Annotated in this window: 16 protein-coding genes; 11 read left to right on the top strand and 5 right to left on the bottom strand. The window is 69.4% G+C overall.

Going from position 1 to position 17,357, the window contains the following annotated elements; translation table 11 throughout:
- Positions 1-50: 50 nt before the first annotated feature.
- Genes C1746_RS01715 through C1746_RS01700 form a run of 4 tightly spaced genes read left to right on the top strand, consistent with a single transcriptional unit; the run spans position 51 to position 3,905 of the window.
- Complete coding sequence (locus C1746_RS01715; protein ID WP_116712977.1) at positions 51-1,427, top strand: aromatic ring-hydroxylating oxygenase subunit alpha; 1,377 nt, start codon at positions 51-53, stop codon at positions 1,425-1,427.
- Positions 1,424-1,759: a hypothetical protein gene (locus tag C1746_RS01710; protein ID WP_205711642.1), complete on the top strand. Its 336-nt coding sequence runs from the start codon at positions 1,424-1,426 to the stop codon at positions 1,757-1,759. The genes C1746_RS01715 and C1746_RS01710 overlap by 4 nt, the downstream gene beginning before the upstream one ends.
- Positions 1,749-2,417, top strand: a complete 669-nt coding sequence (locus C1746_RS01705) for an HAD-IA family hydrolase (protein ID WP_116712976.1) — start codon at positions 1,749-1,751, stop codon at positions 2,415-2,417. Before C1746_RS01710 ends, C1746_RS01705 begins: the two co-directional genes overlap by 11 nt.
- A gap of 60 nt (positions 2,418-2,477) precedes the next feature.
- Positions 2,478-3,905, top strand: coding sequence for an aldehyde dehydrogenase (locus C1746_RS01700; RefSeq protein ID WP_116712975.1), 1,428 nt, complete (start codon positions 2,478-2,480; stop codon positions 3,903-3,905).
- Positions 3,906-3,924: 19 nt separating this feature from the next.
- On the opposite strand, the gene C1746_RS01695 is transcribed toward C1746_RS01700, so the two are convergent.
- The gene (locus C1746_RS01695; protein WP_116715526.1) at positions 3,925-6,300 is read right to left on the bottom strand and encodes a transketolase-like TK C-terminal-containing protein; all 2,376 of its coding nucleotides are present in this window, start codon (positions 6,298-6,300) and stop codon (positions 3,925-3,927) included.
- A gap of 76 nt (positions 6,301-6,376) precedes the next feature.
- On the opposite strand from C1746_RS01695, the gene C1746_RS01690 reads away from it, so the two are divergent.
- A complete protein-coding gene (locus C1746_RS01690; RefSeq protein WP_116712974.1) occupies positions 6,377-7,432 on the top strand; it encodes a 1-aminocyclopropane-1-carboxylate deaminase in 1,056 nt (351 codons plus the stop codon).
- Positions 7,429-8,928 (top strand): patatin-like phospholipase family protein, encoded by a 1,500-nt coding sequence (locus C1746_RS01685; RefSeq protein ID WP_116712973.1) that lies wholly within the window; start codon positions 7,429-7,431, stop codon positions 8,926-8,928. Before C1746_RS01690 ends, C1746_RS01685 begins: the two co-directional genes overlap by 4 nt.
- Before the next feature lie 60 nt (positions 8,929-8,988).
- On the opposite strand, the gene C1746_RS01680 is transcribed toward C1746_RS01685, so the two are convergent.
- Complete coding sequence (locus C1746_RS01680; RefSeq protein ID WP_205711640.1) at positions 8,989-10,041, bottom strand: aldo/keto reductase; 1,053 nt, start codon at positions 10,039-10,041, stop codon at positions 8,989-8,991.
- 54 nt (positions 10,042-10,095) lie between these two features.
- Here C1746_RS01680 and C1746_RS01675 point away from each other — a divergent pair, with 54 nt between their 5' ends.
- Together C1746_RS01675 and C1746_RS01670 are read left to right on the top strand one after the other, a co-directional pair.
- The gene (locus C1746_RS01675; protein ID WP_116712972.1) at positions 10,096-10,536 is read left to right on the top strand and encodes a MerR family transcriptional regulator; all 441 of its coding nucleotides are present in this window, start codon (positions 10,096-10,098) and stop codon (positions 10,534-10,536) included.
- A gap of 49 nt (positions 10,537-10,585) precedes the next feature.
- Positions 10,586-11,368, top strand: coding sequence for an IclR family transcriptional regulator (locus C1746_RS01670; RefSeq protein WP_116712971.1), 783 nt, complete (start codon positions 10,586-10,588; stop codon positions 11,366-11,368).
- On the opposite strand, the gene C1746_RS01665 is transcribed toward C1746_RS01670, so the two are convergent.
- On the bottom strand, positions 11,358-11,954 hold the full coding sequence (locus C1746_RS01665) for a TetR/AcrR family transcriptional regulator (RefSeq protein WP_116712970.1): 597 nt from the start codon (positions 11,952-11,954) through the stop codon (positions 11,358-11,360). The two genes, C1746_RS01670 and C1746_RS01665, sit on opposite strands and share 11 nt — an antisense overlap.
- A gap of 60 nt (positions 11,955-12,014) precedes the next feature.
- Between C1746_RS01665 and C1746_RS01660 the strand changes: the two genes are divergently transcribed.
- Genes C1746_RS01660 through C1746_RS01650 form a run of 3 tightly spaced genes read left to right on the top strand, consistent with a single transcriptional unit; the run spans position 12,015 to position 15,718 of the window.
- Positions 12,015-12,980 carry an alpha/beta fold hydrolase gene (locus C1746_RS01660; protein WP_116712969.1) on the top strand — a complete coding sequence of 322 codons (966 nt, stop codon included), beginning with the start codon at positions 12,015-12,017 and terminating at the stop codon, positions 12,978-12,980.
- Between the two features lie 14 nt (positions 12,981-12,994).
- A complete protein-coding gene (locus C1746_RS01655) occupies positions 12,995-13,408 on the top strand; it encodes a DUF1330 domain-containing protein (protein ID WP_116712968.1) in 414 nt (137 codons plus the stop codon).
- A gap of 51 nt (positions 13,409-13,459) precedes the next feature.
- Positions 13,460-15,718 (top strand): ATP-binding cassette domain-containing protein, encoded by a 2,259-nt coding sequence (locus C1746_RS01650; RefSeq protein ID WP_116712967.1) that lies wholly within the window; start codon positions 13,460-13,462, stop codon positions 15,716-15,718.
- Here C1746_RS01650 and C1746_RS01645 read toward each other — a convergent pair.
- Together C1746_RS01645 and C1746_RS01640 are read right to left on the bottom strand one after the other, a co-directional pair.
- Entirely contained in the window at positions 15,711-16,802 is a 1,092-nt protein-coding gene (locus C1746_RS01645; protein WP_116712966.1) for a molybdopterin-dependent oxidoreductase, read from the bottom strand. The two genes, C1746_RS01650 and C1746_RS01645, sit on opposite strands and share 8 nt — an antisense overlap.
- 52 nt (positions 16,803-16,854) lie before the next feature.
- Positions 16,855-17,331, bottom strand: coding sequence for a RidA family protein (locus C1746_RS01640; protein WP_116712965.1), 477 nt, complete (start codon positions 17,329-17,331; stop codon positions 16,855-16,857).
- Positions 17,332-17,357 lie beyond the last annotated feature (26 nt).

Genomic DNA, 17,357 nt, shown 5'->3' with positions numbered 1-17,357 from the left:
CGGGCCCGCCTTCAGGGGGCCCGGTCACCACCGCTCCAAAGGAGCTCACCATGCTGAAGCAGGAACTGAACGAGCAGCTGACCCAGGTCGGCCCCGGGACCCCCATGGGCGACCTGCTGCGTCACTACTGGTACCCGGTCGCGTTCGTCCGCGAGTTGGACGAGTGGCCGATCAAGAAGGTCCGTCTGCTGGCGGAGAACTTCGCCCTGTGGAAGCGTGCGGACGGCGGCTACGGGATCATGCAGGAACTGTGCCCGCACCGCCGTGCGTCCCTGGTCTACGGGGTCGTCGAGGAGGAGGGGCTGCGCTGTGGCTACCACGGGTGGCTGTTCGACGAGACCGGCTCCTGCCTGGACCAGCCGGCCGAGCCTGCCGACTCGACGTTCAGCGACCGCATCACCGCCCAGGCCGGCAAGGCGGAGGAGCTCGGCGGGATGGTGTGGGTCTACATCGGTCCCGACACCGAGGACAACCCAGCCCCCGAGCTGCCCAAGTTCGATGTCTACGTCGACGAGGGCTTCAAGGACGTCGGGCACACCGTGCTGCCGTGCAACTGGCTGCAGATCATGGAGAACTCCGTGGACCCGCACCACGTGGAGTGGCTGCACGGTCGGTACTTCAAGTTCCTCGGCGAGCAGCAGGGCTTCCTGGCGCCTCCCGGGTTCCAGAAGAAGCACGTCAAGGTCGGCTTCGACGAGATGGAGTGGGGGATCCTCAAGCGGCGTGTGCTGGAGGGCAACACCGAGGATGCCGACGACTGGGCCGTCGGCCACCCGCTGGTGTTCCCCTACTGCATGCGCGTCGGCGGGGCCGGGATCGAGCAGATGCAGATCCGCGTGCCGATCGACGACACCCACACCTGGACGTTGTTCTACTCCTCCCACCAGCCGCCGGGGTTCAGCGACTTCCCCGAGCAGGTCTACCCGGTCGATTACGAGTTCCCCTGGCTCGACGAGCGGGGCGAGCACATCGTCGACTACATCGAGGGGCAGGACATCATGGCCTGGGTCACCCAGGGCGACATCAACGACCGCACCGGAGAGCACCTCGGCAAGTCCGATGTCGGCGTGATCATGCTGCGGCGGATGTTCCGCGAGCAGATGGCGCTGGTCGCCGAGGGTGGCCGTCCGACGGTCGGCACCACGTACGAGGCGCACGACCGGATCGGTCTGCCCTGCGAGAAGGACAAGTTCGGCGTGGACTACACCGAGTTCGCGATGTCGTGGCTGAGCGGCGGCTCCATGCGCTACTCACCGGCCATGGACCAGATGAAGAAGCTGTACATCGAGGCGGCGACCGCTCGCGGTGACTCCTCGTGGTCGGTGGCGCGAGCCGATGAGTTCATCGCGCAGTCGGCCTCCGAGGTCGCCCGGCGGAAGCGATTGGCCACCGGGCCGGCCCGCTCTGGCCCTCGAGAGGAGCGGTGACCACGCTGCCGGATCCTCAGCCGCCACAACCTGGGCAGGTCTACCGCAAGGAGCCGGCCTGGTCCAACCACCAGGAGATCCCTGCGCCCGTCGCGGACCGTCGGCTGACGGGGGCTCACTGGTGGGACCCGGACCGCCTCGCCCACGCCGCTGATCAGCCCCGGTTCTGTCCGACCTGCGGCGGTGCTCTCGACGGACCCGGGTCGATCGCGATCGAGTACTGGCAGGGCGAGAACCGCACCTTCCACACCCGCTGCGACCGCTGCGACTGGACGGGCGACATCACGCCCATCGAGCGCATGATCGGGATCGAGCCTCCCCATGACGACTGACGGCACGAGCGCCGCGGATGTCGCGCTGTTCGACTTCGGCGGGGTCGTGATCAAGACCCCCTTCGAGCTGCTCGACACCGAGTGGCGGGGCCCCTTCGACCCCGAGGCCGACCTGCTCTGGCAGCAGGCGGTCAGCGAGGAGATCACCGAACGGGAGTACTGGCACCGCCGTGCCAGTGAATTCCACCCGGATGCGGAGGACCCGACCTTTGCGTTCATGCGCGAGCTGTACGACACGGACGAGGCGCGGATCGTCCGTCCGGAGATCGTGGCGCTGCTCGACGAGTTGGACCGCCGAGGCATCCGGACGGCCGGGCTGACCAACGACCTCGCGGCCTTCCACCCACCCGAGTGGATCGAGCGGATGACCGTCATCCGCCGCTTCGACCCGCTCATCGACCTCTCCCATGCCGGGTTCCTGAAGCCGGCCGCGGAGGCCTTCGAGTACACGCTGAAGGTGCTGGACGTCGATGCCAGCCAGGTCGTCTTCTTCGACGACCAGCCGCAGAACGTCGAGGGGGCGCAGGCCTGCGGCATCAGATCGGTCCGGTGCGACCCGACGGACATCGCCGGGTCCGTGGGCCAACTTCGCCGCGCCCTGGCACCTGCGGGTGGACTTCCCTCCTCCTCCGGAGGGGAAGTCCACCCACCAGACTGACCACCCACCACGATCACATCCCAGAGGTCACGATCACATCCCAGAGGTAAGGACTCCACCATGGACACCATCCAGCTCCACATCGACGGTCAGTCCCGGCCCGCCGAGGACGGCGGGACCTTCGAGACCGTCAACCCGCACTCCCAGGCCGTCTGGGCCACCGTCGCCCACGCCACCCGGTCCGACGTCGATGACGCCATCGCCGCCGCTCGCCGCGCGTTCGACGATGGACCGTGGCCGCGCATGTCCCCCGGGGAGCGGCAGGAGATCCTCCACGCCGTCGCCGATGCCGTCACGGGGCACCTCGAGGAGCTCGCCCAACTCGACTCCCGTGACATGGGCAAGCCGATCGCCGCCGCTCGCGCCAAGGACATCCCGCGCGTTGCTGACAACCTGCGCTTCTTCGCCGACTACGCCGCCATGGCCACCGATGAGCGCCTGCCGATGACGACCGGTCACCACGCCTACACCACCCATGACCCGGCCGGGGTGACAGTCGCGATCTCACCGTGGAACTTCCCGCTGATGCTGGCCTCGTGGAAGATCGCCCCCGCGCTCGCGTTCGGCAACACCGTCGTGTTGAAGCCGGCCGAGCAGACCCCCGCATCCGCCGCCCGGTTCGCCGAGATCGCCGAGGAGGCCGGCCTGCCACCAGGTGTCCTCAACGTCGTCCTCGGCTTCGGTCCCGATGACGTCGGAGAGTGGCTGACCTCCGACCGGCGTGTCGACCGCATCACGTTCACCGGCGAGTCGAACACCGGTCGCGCGATCGGTCAGGCCGCGATGCGCAACCTCACCCCGGTCAGCTTCGAGCTCGGCGGGAAGGGTGCCAACCTCGTCTTCGAGGACTGTGACCTCGAGGCGGCCGTCGAGTGGTCGATCAAGGCCATCTACACCAATGCCGGGCAGGTCTGCCTGGCCGGATCGCGGCTGTACGTCCAGCGCGCCGTGTACGAGGAGTTCGTCGCCCGCTTCGTCGAAGCGGCCGAGGCCATGGTGGTCGGCGACCCGTCCGACGAGGCGACGCAGATCGGCCCGCTGGCCAGCGAGGAGCACTTCGGCAAGGTCTCCTCCTACCTGGACCTCGTCCCCGAGGAGGGCGGGAAGATCCTGACCGGCGGTGTGGGGGCGGGGTGGACGGTCAGACCGACGGTCATCACCGACATCGACCCCGCAGGCCGAGTGGCGTGCGAGGAGATCTTCGGCCCGGTGGTCGTCATCCAGCCCTTCGACACCGAGGAGGAGGGCATCGCACTCGCCAACGACACCCCCTACGGCCTGAACGCGATGCTGTTCACCGAGAACCTCCGACGCGCGCACCGGGTCGCTGGCCTCCTGCGGGCCGGCAGCGTGTGGATCAACTGCTTCTTCGTTCGCGACCTGCGAGCCCCGTTCGGCGGGTATGGCGACTCCGGCATCGGGCGGGAGGGCGGCGCCTACAGCCGCGAGTTCTTCACCGAGCCGAAGGCCGTGATCATCGAGCCCTGAGTCTCTCCCCGGCGCAGCCCTACCGCGCCGAGCGCTCCCGCACCGGCTCGTCGAGTTGCGACAGCGCGTACAGCGCAGCGTTGGTGATGCTTCCGGCGTTGATCGCCATGATGTCGTGGAGGTCGGCGATGGTGCCCGACTGACCGAAGCTGTCGACGCCCAGCGTGTGCTGTCGGGTGCCCAGCGCAGAGCCGATCCAGGCCAGGCTGTGGCTGGCGGCGTCGTGGACGCTGACCACGGGCCAGTCCCGCTGCTCGACGGGGACCAACTGCTCGAGCAGGCTGGCCCGTCGCTCGATCCGAGCTGACCGCGTCGCCGTGGTCAATCCGGCCCGCCAGTCGTCGTAGATTCGCTCGGGACTGGTCAGGTGCACCACGCTCGACTGCACCCCCTCGATGGCCAGGGTCTCGGCGGCTGCCAGCGCCTCCGGCGCCATCACGCCGGTCGTGATCAGGGTGACACCGGGCTGCCCGTCCGTTGGTGCGGGCTGGAGGACGTACCCGCCGCCGATGACCTGGCGGCGCAGCTGCTTCTCGCCCATGCGCTCGAGCGCCTCGGCGAACGGCGACTGGTCCAGCGGCCGGGTCGACAGTCGGAGGTAGCTGCTGGTCCCGTCCGGGTGACCGAGCTCGGCCAAGGCGTGGCACAGCAGCCAGTCGACCTCGCTGGCGTAGGCCGGCTCGTAGGTGGTCAGGTTGGGCAGCTCCGCACCGACGGAGGCGGTGATCGTCGACTGGTGCGCACCGCCCTCCGGGGCCAGCGTCACCCCAGCCGGGGTGCCGATGACGACGAAGCGGGCGTCGTTGTACAGGCCGTAGATGAAGGCATCCAGCCCGCGCAGCACGAACGGGTCGTAGACCGTCCCGATGGGCAGCAGGTGATGCCCATGATGGTCGTGCGCCAGCCCGAGTTGGCCGAGCAGCATGAAGAGGTTCATCTCGCTGATGCCGAGCTCGATGTGCTGGCCGGTCGGGCCGGGGGCCCACTTGAGCAGTCGGTCCGCACCGCCGTGGTCGGCGCGCTCGGTGTGGTGATAGACGCCGCACTTGTTGATGAACCCGCCGAGGTTGGTCGAGATCGAGACGTCCGGCGCCGTCGTCACGATCCGCTCACCGACGCCGTCGACGTCAGCCAGGCTGGACAGCACCCGACCGAAGGCGTCCTGTGTCGAGACGCTCCCGCTGGTCGTGAGCCGGCGGGCGGATGCCGGGACGGGCAGCTGCGGTCTGGGCGTCGGGGGAGGGTTGTTGATGGCCCCACCGACCTGAGCGCAGAGTCGGCCGGCGGCGGAGTCGGGGTCGAAGCGGTCCCACTCCGACTCGGCGGTCAGCCCGAGCTCGTCGCGGAACGCCTCGACCTGTGCCTGATCCAGCAGGGCAGCGTGGTTCAGCGGGTCGCCGGCCATCGGCAGCCCGTGGCCCTTGATCGTGTAGGCGAACACCACCGAGGGTCGCTCCTGCTCGGCATCGCACGCCCGGTAGGTGTCCAGCAGCAGCCCGAGGTCATGCCCACCCAGATCGGTGACCAGTGCCTTGAGTGCCTCGTCGTCATACTCGTCGGCCAGCCGCAAGACGGCGGGATCGGCCCCAGCCAGGAAGGCTGCCCGCGCCGACGCGGGAGCCAGTCCGAACAGCTCCTGGTAGGCCTCGTTGGGCATCTCGTCGATGTGCGCCTCGAGCGCATCCCCACCCGGCTCGGTGAACGCCTTCGCCAGCCTTCGGCCGTACTTGGCCTCCGCGACGTGCCAGCCGGCGTTGGCGAAGAACTGCTTGATGCGGGTCGCCGCGATGTCGGGGATGACCCGGTCGAGGGACTGGCGGTTCAGGTCGATGATCATCGTGAACGCGCCCAGGCCGGCGGTGGCCGGGTCGGCCACGGCCTCCCACACGTTGCCCTCGTCCAGCTCGGCGTCCCCGACGAGGGCGATGAAGCGTGCCGGGTCGGCGGCCCCGACGTGGCTGTCCAGATACCGGCGGGTCAGCGCGGAGAACAACGGCGCAACGGCCCCGAGCCCCACCGAGCCGGTCGAGAAGTCGGCCACATCGGGGTCCTTGGTCCGCGAGGGGTAGGCCTGCAAGCCTCCTCGCTGGCGCAGCGTGGTCAGGTAGGACCGGTCCAGCTCACCCGTCAAGTACTTGATCGCGTGGTAGACGGGCGAGGCGTGCGGCTTGACGGCCACCCTGTCACGGCCGCCGATGTGGCCGAACCACAGCGCGGTCATGATCGAGGTGATCGAGGCGGACGAGGCCTGGTGGCCACCGACCTTGACGCCGGCGTCCCCCCGCCGGTTGGCGTGGTCGACGATCCGGGTGGCCAACCACAGCACGCGCTGCTCGACCTCGGCCAGCACGTCGAGATCGATGTCAGGCCGGGTGGCGGACTCCAGATGGCTCATGGCGGCATCATCGCGGATCCGGCGGGCGGCCGTCGACTGCTGCGCAGCCCCGAGTTCTCTGCGCGATGATGAGGCCATGACCCTCGCCGATCACCCACGTCACCCACTGCTCTTCGGGCCCTCACCGGTCCACCCCCTCCCGCGACTGTCCGAGGCGCTCGGCGGTGAGGTCGAGATCTGGGCCAAGCGGGAGGACTGCAACTCGGGCATCGCCTTCGGCGGCAACAAGGTCCGCAAGCTCGAGTACCTGGTGGCCGACGCCCTCGCCCAGGGGTGCGACACGCTCGTGTCGATCGGGGGGATCCAGTCCAACCACACCCGCCAGGTGACCGGCGTGGCCCGGCATCTCGGCCTGGGCTGTGTGACCGTGCAGGAGGGCTGGGTCGACTGGCCCGACATGAACTACGACACGGTCGGCAACATCCAGCTGACGCGGATCATGGGCGGCGACATCCGGATCGATCCGGCCGGCTTCGACATCGGCATTCGGGACAGCTGGAAGGCGGCGCTGACGTCGGTGGAGGAGGCAGGTGGGACGCCCTACGCCATTCCGGCCGGAGCGTCCGATCATCCGCTCGGCGGGTTGGGGTTCGCCAACTGGGCCGTCGAGCTGGCCGAGCAGGAGGCACAGCACGAGGTGTTCTTCGACCACATCATCGTGTGCACGGTGACGGGCTCGAGCCACGCCGGCATGATCGCGGGGTTCGCGCTGGAGGACGTCGACTCACTGCCACGCCCGCGGCGCGTGATCGGCGTGGACGCCTCCGCCACGTTGGACAAGACGGTCGACCAGGTCACCCGGATCGCCACCCAGACCGCCGAACGCATCGGTGTCGCCCGACCGCTGCGCGATGACGAGATCACCGTCGTGGTCGGCTACGAGGGTCCGGCCTACGGCGTGCCGGACGCCCAGACGATCGAGGCCATCCATCTGGCCGCGCGGACGGAGGGCATGCTGACCGACCCCGTCTACGAGGGGAAGTCGCTTGCCGGCCTGATCGGCATGATCAGGTCGGGGGAGATCGCACCGGGCAGCCGGGTCATGTACTGCCATCTCGGGGGTCAGGCCGCCCTCCCGGCCTACGCCGGCGCGCCCGGGCTGGGGCGGCTCGGTGGGGATGTGGAGGCGTGAGCGCCCCCTCGTCCGCCGCGCCGCTGTCGGTCACGATCACCCTGTCGGGCGGTGCCGCGCTCGGGGCCTTTCACGGTGGAGCCCTGAGCGCACTCCTGACCGGTCTTCGAGCCGCGTCCCACGAGGACGCCGTCCGACTTGATGCCGTGGGAGGGACCTCGGCCGGGGCCTTCGCGAGCATCCTCGCCGCACACGCCTGGCTGGAGGGCATCGAGCCCGTATGGCTGATGAACGAAGCCTGGGTGGAGCGGCTCTCCGTCGACCTGCTCCGCGCGCGAGCGGGCTCGGCTCCGTTGTCCTTCGACCGATTGGCTGACCGGATCGACCGAATCCTCAATCCGCAGGAGGAGGGGCGGGACGTTCACCGCGTCCCCCGAGCATCGTCACCGCTCGGGCTGCACGTGGGGCTGCTGAACCTCCACGGATTGACCTTCGACCTGGCCGTCGAGGGTGATGGTCAGGGCTCGACCTTCGATGACTGGTCGCAGTTCGTCCTGCAACCGGGGTCCGGCAGCCACCAGTTGTGGGAGCCGGAGGGGAGCTCTCCCATGGAGGCGGTGTTCGCCTCCGCCGCCAACCCCGGGGGCTTCGCGCCTCACCGCTTGGACCGATCCAACCACCGCGACCACTACCGCGAGAACGGCATCACCTCCTTCCCCGACGACGGCGTGTTCTGGTACAGCGACGGCGGGCCGCTATGTCGCGAACCTGTGGGCAGGGTCATCGACGCCGCTGAGCGGGTGATCGACGGTGACGAGCGGTCAGGGTCGCTCGCCCTGGTCCTGGACCCACGGTCGGAGGGTCCGACCGACCAGGCCTTCACCGGGGCAGATGACGTGCCGTCCTGGATGGCGGGCCTCAAGCGGACCGCGGGCTTGCTCCCGGCGGAGGCGATCAGCGACGACCTTCGGCGGATCACCAAGTACAACGCCCGCATCGATGCTGTGCGACAGGTTGCCGACGCTCTGGCTGACAGCGTCGACACCGAGCTGCTCGGCGCGTTGATCGACATCGTCAACGACACCTCGGGAGAGCCGTCGTCGAGGTCCGATGACCGACTCGACGACGACGCAGATCTGACGGCCGTCCTGGCCGCGTTGACCGGGGTGCACGGCAAGAAGCCCGTCAGCTGTGAGGTGATCAGCCCGCGCCTGCTGGACCCGGACGCGAACACCACGCAGCTGCTGGCCGGCGAGTTGCTGGGGGACTTCGGCGGCTTCTTCGACCAGCGGCTTCGGCGCAACGACTTCCTGTTGGGCTGGGCATGCGCAACGATCTGGCTCGAGCGGCGCGCTGCGATCGCTCTCGGGCTGGATGATCAGGTGCTCACGGCGCTGTTCGATGCCGTGGAGGAGGCAGCCCCGGACGAGGAGCCTGATCTCGACGTGGCCAAGGCGTCGGTCACCTCGAGCATCCTGCCGATCACGACGGCGGCCGGTCGGCTCATCGCCTCGAACGTCGCGGGGCTCCTCCGACGGACGTTGGCCACGCGCTGAGCCTCGCCGACCCGCTCGGAACCGTCGGGTCGGCCATGCGCGCGGCTCGACCACGGTCCTTCAGCTGGCGGTGCCGAGGTCCCGCCAGAACGGCACATCGCAGAAGTCCTCGATCATCTCGTACGGATAGGGCGGAAGTCCGGGTGCGGACACGGCTGTCAGGTCGGCCATGTCCTGCTCGCTGAGGTCGATCTCGATGCTTGGGAGGGTTCCGTTCAGCTGCTCGACCGTTCGTGCACCGAGGAGGACCGACGCAACTCCCGGTCGTCGGAGCAGCCAGGCGATCGCAACCTGCGCCATCGGCCGTCCGTGTCGCTCGGCGACCTGCTCGAGCGTCTCGATGATGTCCCAGGTCCGGTCGGTGTTGCGGGTGTCGTAGGCCTCGACGCCGCGGTCGGGGTCCTCACCCAGCCGGGTGGCACCGGTGGGGCGGTCGTCGCGGCGGTACTTCCCGGTCAGCCAGCCCCCGCCCAGCGGTGACCACGGGGTGACCGCGAGCTCCTCCTCCAGGCAACAGGGGAGTACCTCGGTCTCGATGCCGCGGTCGAGGAGGTTGTACTGCGGCTGCAGCACCGCGGGCCTGACGTGACCGCCCCGGCGCGCCTCGGTCATGATCCGCGAGAGCTGCCAGCCCGTCACGTTGGACCAGCCCAGTGCGTGGATCTTGCCCGCCCGAACCAGCCCGCTGAGGGTGTCCAAGGTCTCGACGACGGGGGTCTGCTGATCCCACCCGTGGACGAAGTAGAGGTCGATCGCGTCCACACCGAGCCGGTTCAGGCTGGCATCGACGGATCGCACCAGGGACCGACGCGAGGCCCCGGCCGACCCGGGCGGCGGCGCGAACCGTCCCTTGGTGGCGATGATGGTGTCCGCGGGCCGTCGGTCGGCCAGCCAGCGGCCGATGATCCGTTCGGACTCACCGTCGGCGTAGACATCGGCCGTGTCGATGAGTGTCCCCCCGGCGGCGAGGAACGCGTCCAGTTGGTCGAACGCGCCGGACTGGTCGGTCTCGGCGCCGAAGGTCATGGCCCCCAGGGCCAGTCGGGAGGCCGTCGTTCCGCTGGTCCCGAGGGGGGCGGTGGGCATGGGTGCGGTTGGCGTTGGTTCGGTCATAGCCCAACGTCTACATGTTGGAGTGCGCTCCAGGTCAACCGGTATCGTGACCCCATGGGACAACTCCTCGCCGACACCCCTGCGACCTACACGATCTCCGAGGCTGGCGCCCGAACCGGGGTGTCCGCCGACACCCTGCGCTACTACGAGAAGGCCGGCATCATGCCGCCGGTCCGACGGGACGCCGGCGGGCGGCGGCAGTACAGCAGCGACGACCTGGGCTGGATCACCTTCGTCCGCCGTCTCCGGGCCACCGGGATGTCGATGCAGCGGATCGAGGAGTACACCGCCATGGTGCGCGCCGGGGAGGGGACGATCGCCGACCGGCGCCGACACCTCGAGGAGCACCGGGAGACCGTGATCGCAGCGATCGAGGAGCTGACGGAGGCCGTGGCGGTGCTGGACCGCAAGATCGAGCACTACGTGGCAGCGGAGGAGGGCCGAGACATCTCGTGCAGCGTCGAGCCGCTCAAGCACGTGGGCGAGTTGGCCTAGCGCAGCCCGTGAGCAACATGTTGCACGACGCTCGCGCTGCGAGGCCCCGATGCACCATGTCACGTGCTGGGGGCAGATGATGGCCGGCGTCGCAGCCGTCGAGAAGGCGGGGATGGTGCTCTCGCTCTTCTCGGCTGCCGTCCCACAGATGAGCGTTCGCCAGATCGCCGAGCGAAGTGGCCTGCCACGGTCAACCGCCCACGGGATCTGCACCAGCCTCTGTGCCGTCGACCTCCTGGAGCTGGTCGAAGGTGGCGGGTACCGCTTGGGGCCGGCCCTGGTCGGGCTCGGCGGTCAGGTCATCGACCGGACCGGCATGGTGGCAGCCGCCGAGGGAATCCTCGACACGCTCCCGCACCGACCGGGGTTGGAGGCGCACCTGGGCCAGCTGGTCGGCGGCTGGATCGTCTACCTCGACCGGGCCGCGCGACCGCCGCTCCCAGCCATGCGCAACCGGGTCGGCCTTCGTGCTCCGGCGCACGTCAGCGGGTGCGGCAAGGCCGCGCTCTCGCTGCTCGCCCCCGAGGAAGCCGTCGCCCGCGTCGCAGACGTGGTCGCGCAGGAGGGCCTCCGGCCGGTCGATGCGGCCGGCCTGCGAGCGGACCTGACGAAGGCGAAGGAGCGCGGCTTCGTCATCAACACCGGGTTCCAACGGGGCCGCCGGTCCGTTGCAGCCCCCATCTCGGCTGCCGGCCGTGTGGTCGGCGGGATCTCGCTTGCGGGCCCCAACGAGAACTTCTCCGACGGCGACGCGACACGAGCCGCTGACCGCGTCCGAACGGCCGCACAGGCCGTCTCGGAGGTCCTCACCAAGCAGCCGATCACCCGCTGAGCAGCGAACGCCGAAGCAGGCGGGCCATCGACTCGACGTAGCGATCGTCCGTCCAGCCCAGCTCGATGATGAGCTCACGCCAGGTGTCGTAGTGCGCGACGGCATACAGGGTCGCGGCCGCATCGTCGACGGTCCATTCCTCGGACAGTTCCCCACGATCAGCCAGCGCCCCGACCATCTCGCGGAAGGCGGCCTGCCGGAACCGCATCCGGTCGCGCCAGGCGCTGCCCAGCGCCTCGTCGTCGTGCCGGCCCGCTTCCAGGACCTGGGCCACCGGATGGACCTGGGCCCAGAAGGTGGTGTTGAGACGGACTGCAGCCTCGATGAGGGCAGCCCCGTCGGGCGCACCTTGGACGCGGGCGAGTGACTCCGCCAGGTCGAGGGACTCATCCATGTGGTTGACGACCGCGACGAGCAGGCCGGCTCGATCGCCGAAGTGGAGGTAGAGCGCTTGCCGGGACACCGAGGCTCGCGCGGCAACGTCGGCCAACGTGACGTGGGGTCCCTGGTCGAGGAGTGCGTCCCACGCGGCTGTGAGGATTCGCGTTCGGGTATCCGGAGCGCCGTAGCGATCACTGGTTGACATGACGTAAAGCTGCCCTGTATCGTCGGGTTTACACAATGTAAAGTCAGAGAGGAGGCGGCCATGCAGGACGAGGACTTCTCGATCGCACAGGCGGCGGTGCTCGAACGGTACGGGATCGATGCCGACGAGCGGTGGGTACCGGTCCCGAGCATCGATGGGCAGGCCCACGTACTCGTTGCCGGCGCGGGACCACCCATCGTGCTCCTCAACGGCATCGGCGTCCCCGCCGCCATGCTGGCGCCGCTGATGGCGCACCTCGACGGCTCCACCCTGTACGCCGTGGATCTTCCGGGATACGGGTTGACCGACACGACGACCAACTTCGCCGCTGATCTGCGAACCAATGCGGTCGCGTTCCTGCTGGACGTCCTCGACGCCCTGCGCCTCGACCGCCCCGCCATCCTCGCCAACTCACTGGGGTCGCTGTGGACGAGTTGGCTGGTCCAACGACATCCTGAGCGCGTCGCCGCCATCGCGCACGTCGGCTGTCCCGCCATCGTGTTGGACACCTCGGCACCCCTACCGATGCGGCTGCTGTCCGTTCCACTGCTGGGTCGGCTGCTGATGCGCGTGCAGCCGCCCTCAGCCCGTCAGGTCGCGCAGCTCTCGACGATGGTCGGCGAGCATCCTCTCCCGCCCGAGATCGCGGACGTGATCCTCGCCACCGAGCGGCTGGAGCACTTCGAAGACACCTTCCTCGCGACACTCAACCGACTCATCCGACTGCGTGGGGGCCGGCCTGACCGAGCGCTGCGTGCCGAACAACTCGCCGCCATCCACACGCCCACGTTGCTCGTCTTCGCCAGGGATGACCCGATGGGGGGACCGGCCGTCGGTCGCCGTATGGCGGACGCCATGCCGAACGCCGAGCTCCACATCGTGGACGGTGGCCACGCACCCTGGATCCACCATGCCGACCAGATCGCCCCCCGCGTCGCTGACTTCTTGGGCCAGGCCGGCGGGCCAGGCGGAGGGACGTTCAGAGCTGAGACCGGTCGGGGGTTCGCCGGCCGACCGCCCGAGTAGGAAGACACGATGCCATGCCCGCACTCCAACCCACCGCGGACCAGTTCCGCAGCTTCCGCGACGACCCGCACGACGGCCCGATCGCGCAGGTGAACCTGCTCAAGTATCGAGTGCGCGCCGCCTACGCACCCGGCGACCCGGAGTACGGCGCCGACGAGTCCGGTGCGGCCGCCTACCAGCGCTACGTCGATGCCTTCACGATCGCGGCGGCAGAGGTGGGCGGGATCTGTCTGCTCCACAGCAACGTCGAGCGCTTCTTCATCGGCGCGGGCGACTGGGACGCGGTCCTGGTGATGCACTTCCCCAGCCGCGCCGCGTTCATGGGGTCCCTGGGCCACGGGGACTACGTCGCGATGACCCGCCACCGCGAAGCCGGCCTGCTCTGCCAGGAGTTGATCGTCACACGACCCGTGACCGCCGACCTCTGACGCCACGGCTGTCATGATCTCCGTTCCGCGGGACGTGCGAGACTGCCGCCCATGTTCGATCACATCGAGGTCCGCGGGGCCCGCGAGAACAACCTGACCGGCGTGGACGTCGACGTCCCGAAGCGAAAGCTGGTCGTGTTCACCGGCGTGTCGGGGTCGGGGAAGTCCTCGCTGGTCTTCGGCACCATAGCCGCAGAGTCCCAGCGGCTGATCAACGAGACCTACTCCGCCTTCCTGCAGGGCTTCATGGCCAGCCCACCAAGACCGGACGTCGACAGCCTGCGGAACCTCTCCGCGGCCATCGTGATCGACCAGGAGCGTTTGGGAGCCAACACGCGTTCGACGCTCGGGACGGCCACCGATGCGTTCACCTACCTGCGGATCCTGTTCTCCCGGGCCGGGAGCCCTGCCATCGGTCCGGCCTCGCTGTTCAGCTTCAACGACCCGCGTGGCGCCTGCCCGGAGTGCGAGGGACTGGGCCGAGCCTCCTCGATCGACCTCGATGCGCTGCTCGACCGCTCGAAGTCCCTCAACGATGGGGCGATCCTGTGGCCCGGGTACAAGGTGGACTCGTGGGCCTGGCGGCTGTACGCCGACTCGGGCTTCTTCGACAACGATCTCCCCCTGGCGCAGTGGGACGATGCGACCATGGAGCGCTTCCTGCGTGGGGAGGAGACCAAGGTCAAGAGCAGCGGGATCAACCTCACCTACATGGGTCTGCTCGACAAGCTCGACCAGTCGGTGCTGTCCAAGGACGTCGATGCGCTGCAGCCCCACATGCGCCGGGCGGTCGAGCGCGTGGTGACCTTCGACACCTGTCCGGCCTGCGATGGGACCCGGCTGGGCGAGGCTCCCCGATCCGTCACCGTCGGCGGACACACGATCGGAGCGTGCGCCGCCATGCAGGTCAGCGATCTGGCGGAGGTGATCCGCCGGTTGGACATCCCCGACGTGGCTCCGATCCTGGCGACGTTGACAGCGACCCTCGACAACCTGGTCGCCATCGGCCTGGGCTACCTCTCCCTGGACCGAGAGTCCGGGACGCTGTCGGGTGGCGAGGCCCAGCGCGTCAAGATGGTCCGCCATCTGGACTCCTCCCTCACCGACCTGACCTACGTCTTCGACGAGCCGACCGTCGGTCTCCACGCCCACGACGTCGAGCGGATGGTCGATCTGCTCCAACGCCTGCGGGACAAGGGCAACAGCGTGCTGGTCGTCGAGCACGAGGCGGATGTGATCCTGGCGGCGGATCACATCGTGGACATGGGACCCGGGGCCGGAGTCGATGGCGGGTCGGTGGTCTTCGAGGGCTCGGTCACCGATCTGCGGTCCTCCGACACCCGGACCGGTCAACATCTGGACACTCGCCAGCCGATCAAGACCGAGGTCCGGGAACCGACGGGAGCCGTCAGGATCGAGGGGGCCAACCTGCACAACCTGCAGGACGTCACCGTGGAGATCCCGACCGGCGTGTTCGTCGTCGTCAGCGGGGTGGCCGGCTCTGGCAAGAGCTCGTTGATCCACGGCTGTCTGCCGCGGAGCGACTCCATCGTGTTCGTCGACCAGTCCCCGATCCGGGGGTCGAGGCGGTCGAATCCGGCGACCTACACCGGGATGCTGGACCACATCAGGAAGGCGTTCGCGAAGGCAAACGATGTGAAGGCGTCGCTGTTCAGCGCCAACTCCGACGGCGCCTGTCCGGACTGCAGGGGGATCGGGCTGGTGTACACCGACCTGGCCACCATGGCGGACGTCGCGACGGTCTGCGAGACCTGCGAGGGGCGGCGGTTCACCGACGAGGTGCTGACCTACGAACTTCGGGGTCAGACCATCGCCGACGTGCTGGCGATGCCGATCTCACAGGCGCGGGAGTTCTTCACCGAGAAGCCGGTGCTGCGGATGCTGACCTCGCTTGATCGCGTGCGGATCGGCTACATCGCCCTGGGGCAGGCGCTCACGACGTTGTCCGGCGGTGAGCGGCAGCGCCTGCGGCTGGCCATCGAGATGGCCGGCGACGCCGACACCTACGTCCTGGACGAGCCGTCGACCGGCCTGCACATGGCCGACGTCGCCCACTTGGTGGAGCTCCTGGACGATCTGGTCGATCAGGGCCGGACTGTCCTGGTCATCGAGCACAACACCGACATCATCGCCAGGGCCGACTGGGTCATCGACCTGGGACCGGGTGCCGGGCACGACGGCGGTCGGGTCGTGTTCCAGGGACCACCTGCCGAGCTGGCCACGGTGGAGGGGTCGTTGACCGGCCGCCACCTGGCGGCTGGCCGGGTGGCGCGGACGTCGGTCAGGTGAGGGGGTAGGGCGGCTGCACCCACCAGGGCAGCGGCGACCGTTCGATCCGCTCGACCCACTTCACCCACCAGAAGCCGCGCCGACCGGGCGCAACGATGCGTGCTGGGAAGCCGTGGCCGGCCGTGAGCGGTTCGCCACCAAGGTCCAGCGCCAACCAGAGCTGATCCAGATCGCGGACCGGGAAGCGAAGCCCGTAGCCGGAGGTGGACGTCACCCAGATGCTCCGGGCCTCTCCCGGCGGGACGATCCGACTGAGCCGCACACCGGACCAGGCCTGTTCCGACCACCACAGGCTGGTGCAGTCGAGAACGGCGGTGATCTCCTCCTGCGGCAGCGCACGCAGGTCGTCCAGGGACCACTCCACCTCACCGACCGTCAGCCGCCACGCGGCGGCGTCGATCCGCTGGACGGGGTCGTCGAGCCACTGCGTCACGGGCAGCCCGTCCGGGTCGCCGGAGGACACCTCGTGCGACCCGGTCCAGCGGCGTTCGCCGCCGGGCGCGCCGGTCGCCTCCAGGGCCCGCTCCCAGCCGAACCAGCCGGTCGCCGCCAACGCGGTCAGCGCGCCAGTGCGGAGCAGGTCACGCCGGTCGGTGGACTGGGACGTGGAGGTGCCCTTGAAACCGGTGGCCGGGGTCGCTGTCGGGCCCGGCGCCGCGTGGCCGGTCGGACGGCTCCGGTAGTGCAGGATGGCCGGCACGGTCGCCAGCGCGGCCGCGCCGATGTGGATCTGCATGATCGTCAGGCCCAGCAGTCGCCCGGTGAACCCTGCGGCGCTGGCAAAGCCGCTGGCCAGCGTGACGACCACCAGGGCGGCCAGGGTCAGCGACAGCCACGACCCGCGGCGCCACCGTGGCCGCCGCAACGAGCGACCAGCGATGCGGGTCTTCGCACGAGCCAGGACGACCAGGGCACAGCCCACGACGCCGTGGCCGATCACCACCCATCGCCCGACCTCGGTGCCTTGGGTGTTGGCCGTCAGTCCGGTGGCCACCGCCAGGATCAACAGGATGCCGAGGGTGCGGTTCACCCGCCGGTCGTCGCCCTGCCGGTCGGACCGGCGCCGGGTCACAGCTCGGGCCATGCCCCCAGTGTGTCCCGAAGACCAGAGCGCCGTGCGCGTCCACGGCGCGCCCTCACAGCGCGTGCCGGTACGCGCCGCCTGCGCCGTCCCGGACGGCGACGATCATCTCGACCTCCACCGCGAACCCGAGGGGGAGCATCCAGACGCCAACGGCGGTGCGGGCGTGCCGGCCCGCGTCACCGAACACCTCGACGAAGAGGTCGCTCGCGCCGTTGACGACGGCCGGGATCTGGGTGAAGCCGTCGGCACAGCTGACCCAGCCGTGGACTCGGACCACCTCCTCCACCGCATCGAGGGTCCCGAGTGCGGCGCGGGTCTGGGTGAGCAGGTTCAGTCCGGCGGCCCGGGCCGCTGCCTGCCCCTCCTCCAGGGTCATCGTGTCGCCGACCCGGCCGACGTGACCGTCGGCGCCCTGCCCGGCGAGGAACAGCAGGTCGCCGTGCCGGCGGAACGGTATGTAGTTGCCGGCGGCGGGCCTGGCGTCCGGAAGGTGGATGCCGAGCTCTCTCAGCCGGGCTTCAGCGCTCATCGTGGGTCCTCTCGTGGCGGTGGGGG

The sequence above is a fragment of the Euzebya tangerina genome (assembly GCF_003074135.1).
Classification (GTDB): Bacteria; Actinomycetota; Nitriliruptoria; order Euzebyales; family Euzebyaceae; genus Euzebya; species Euzebya tangerina.
The sequence above is the reverse complement of the archived record's forward strand: the minus strand, read 5'-3'. Positions and strand labels throughout refer to the sequence as shown.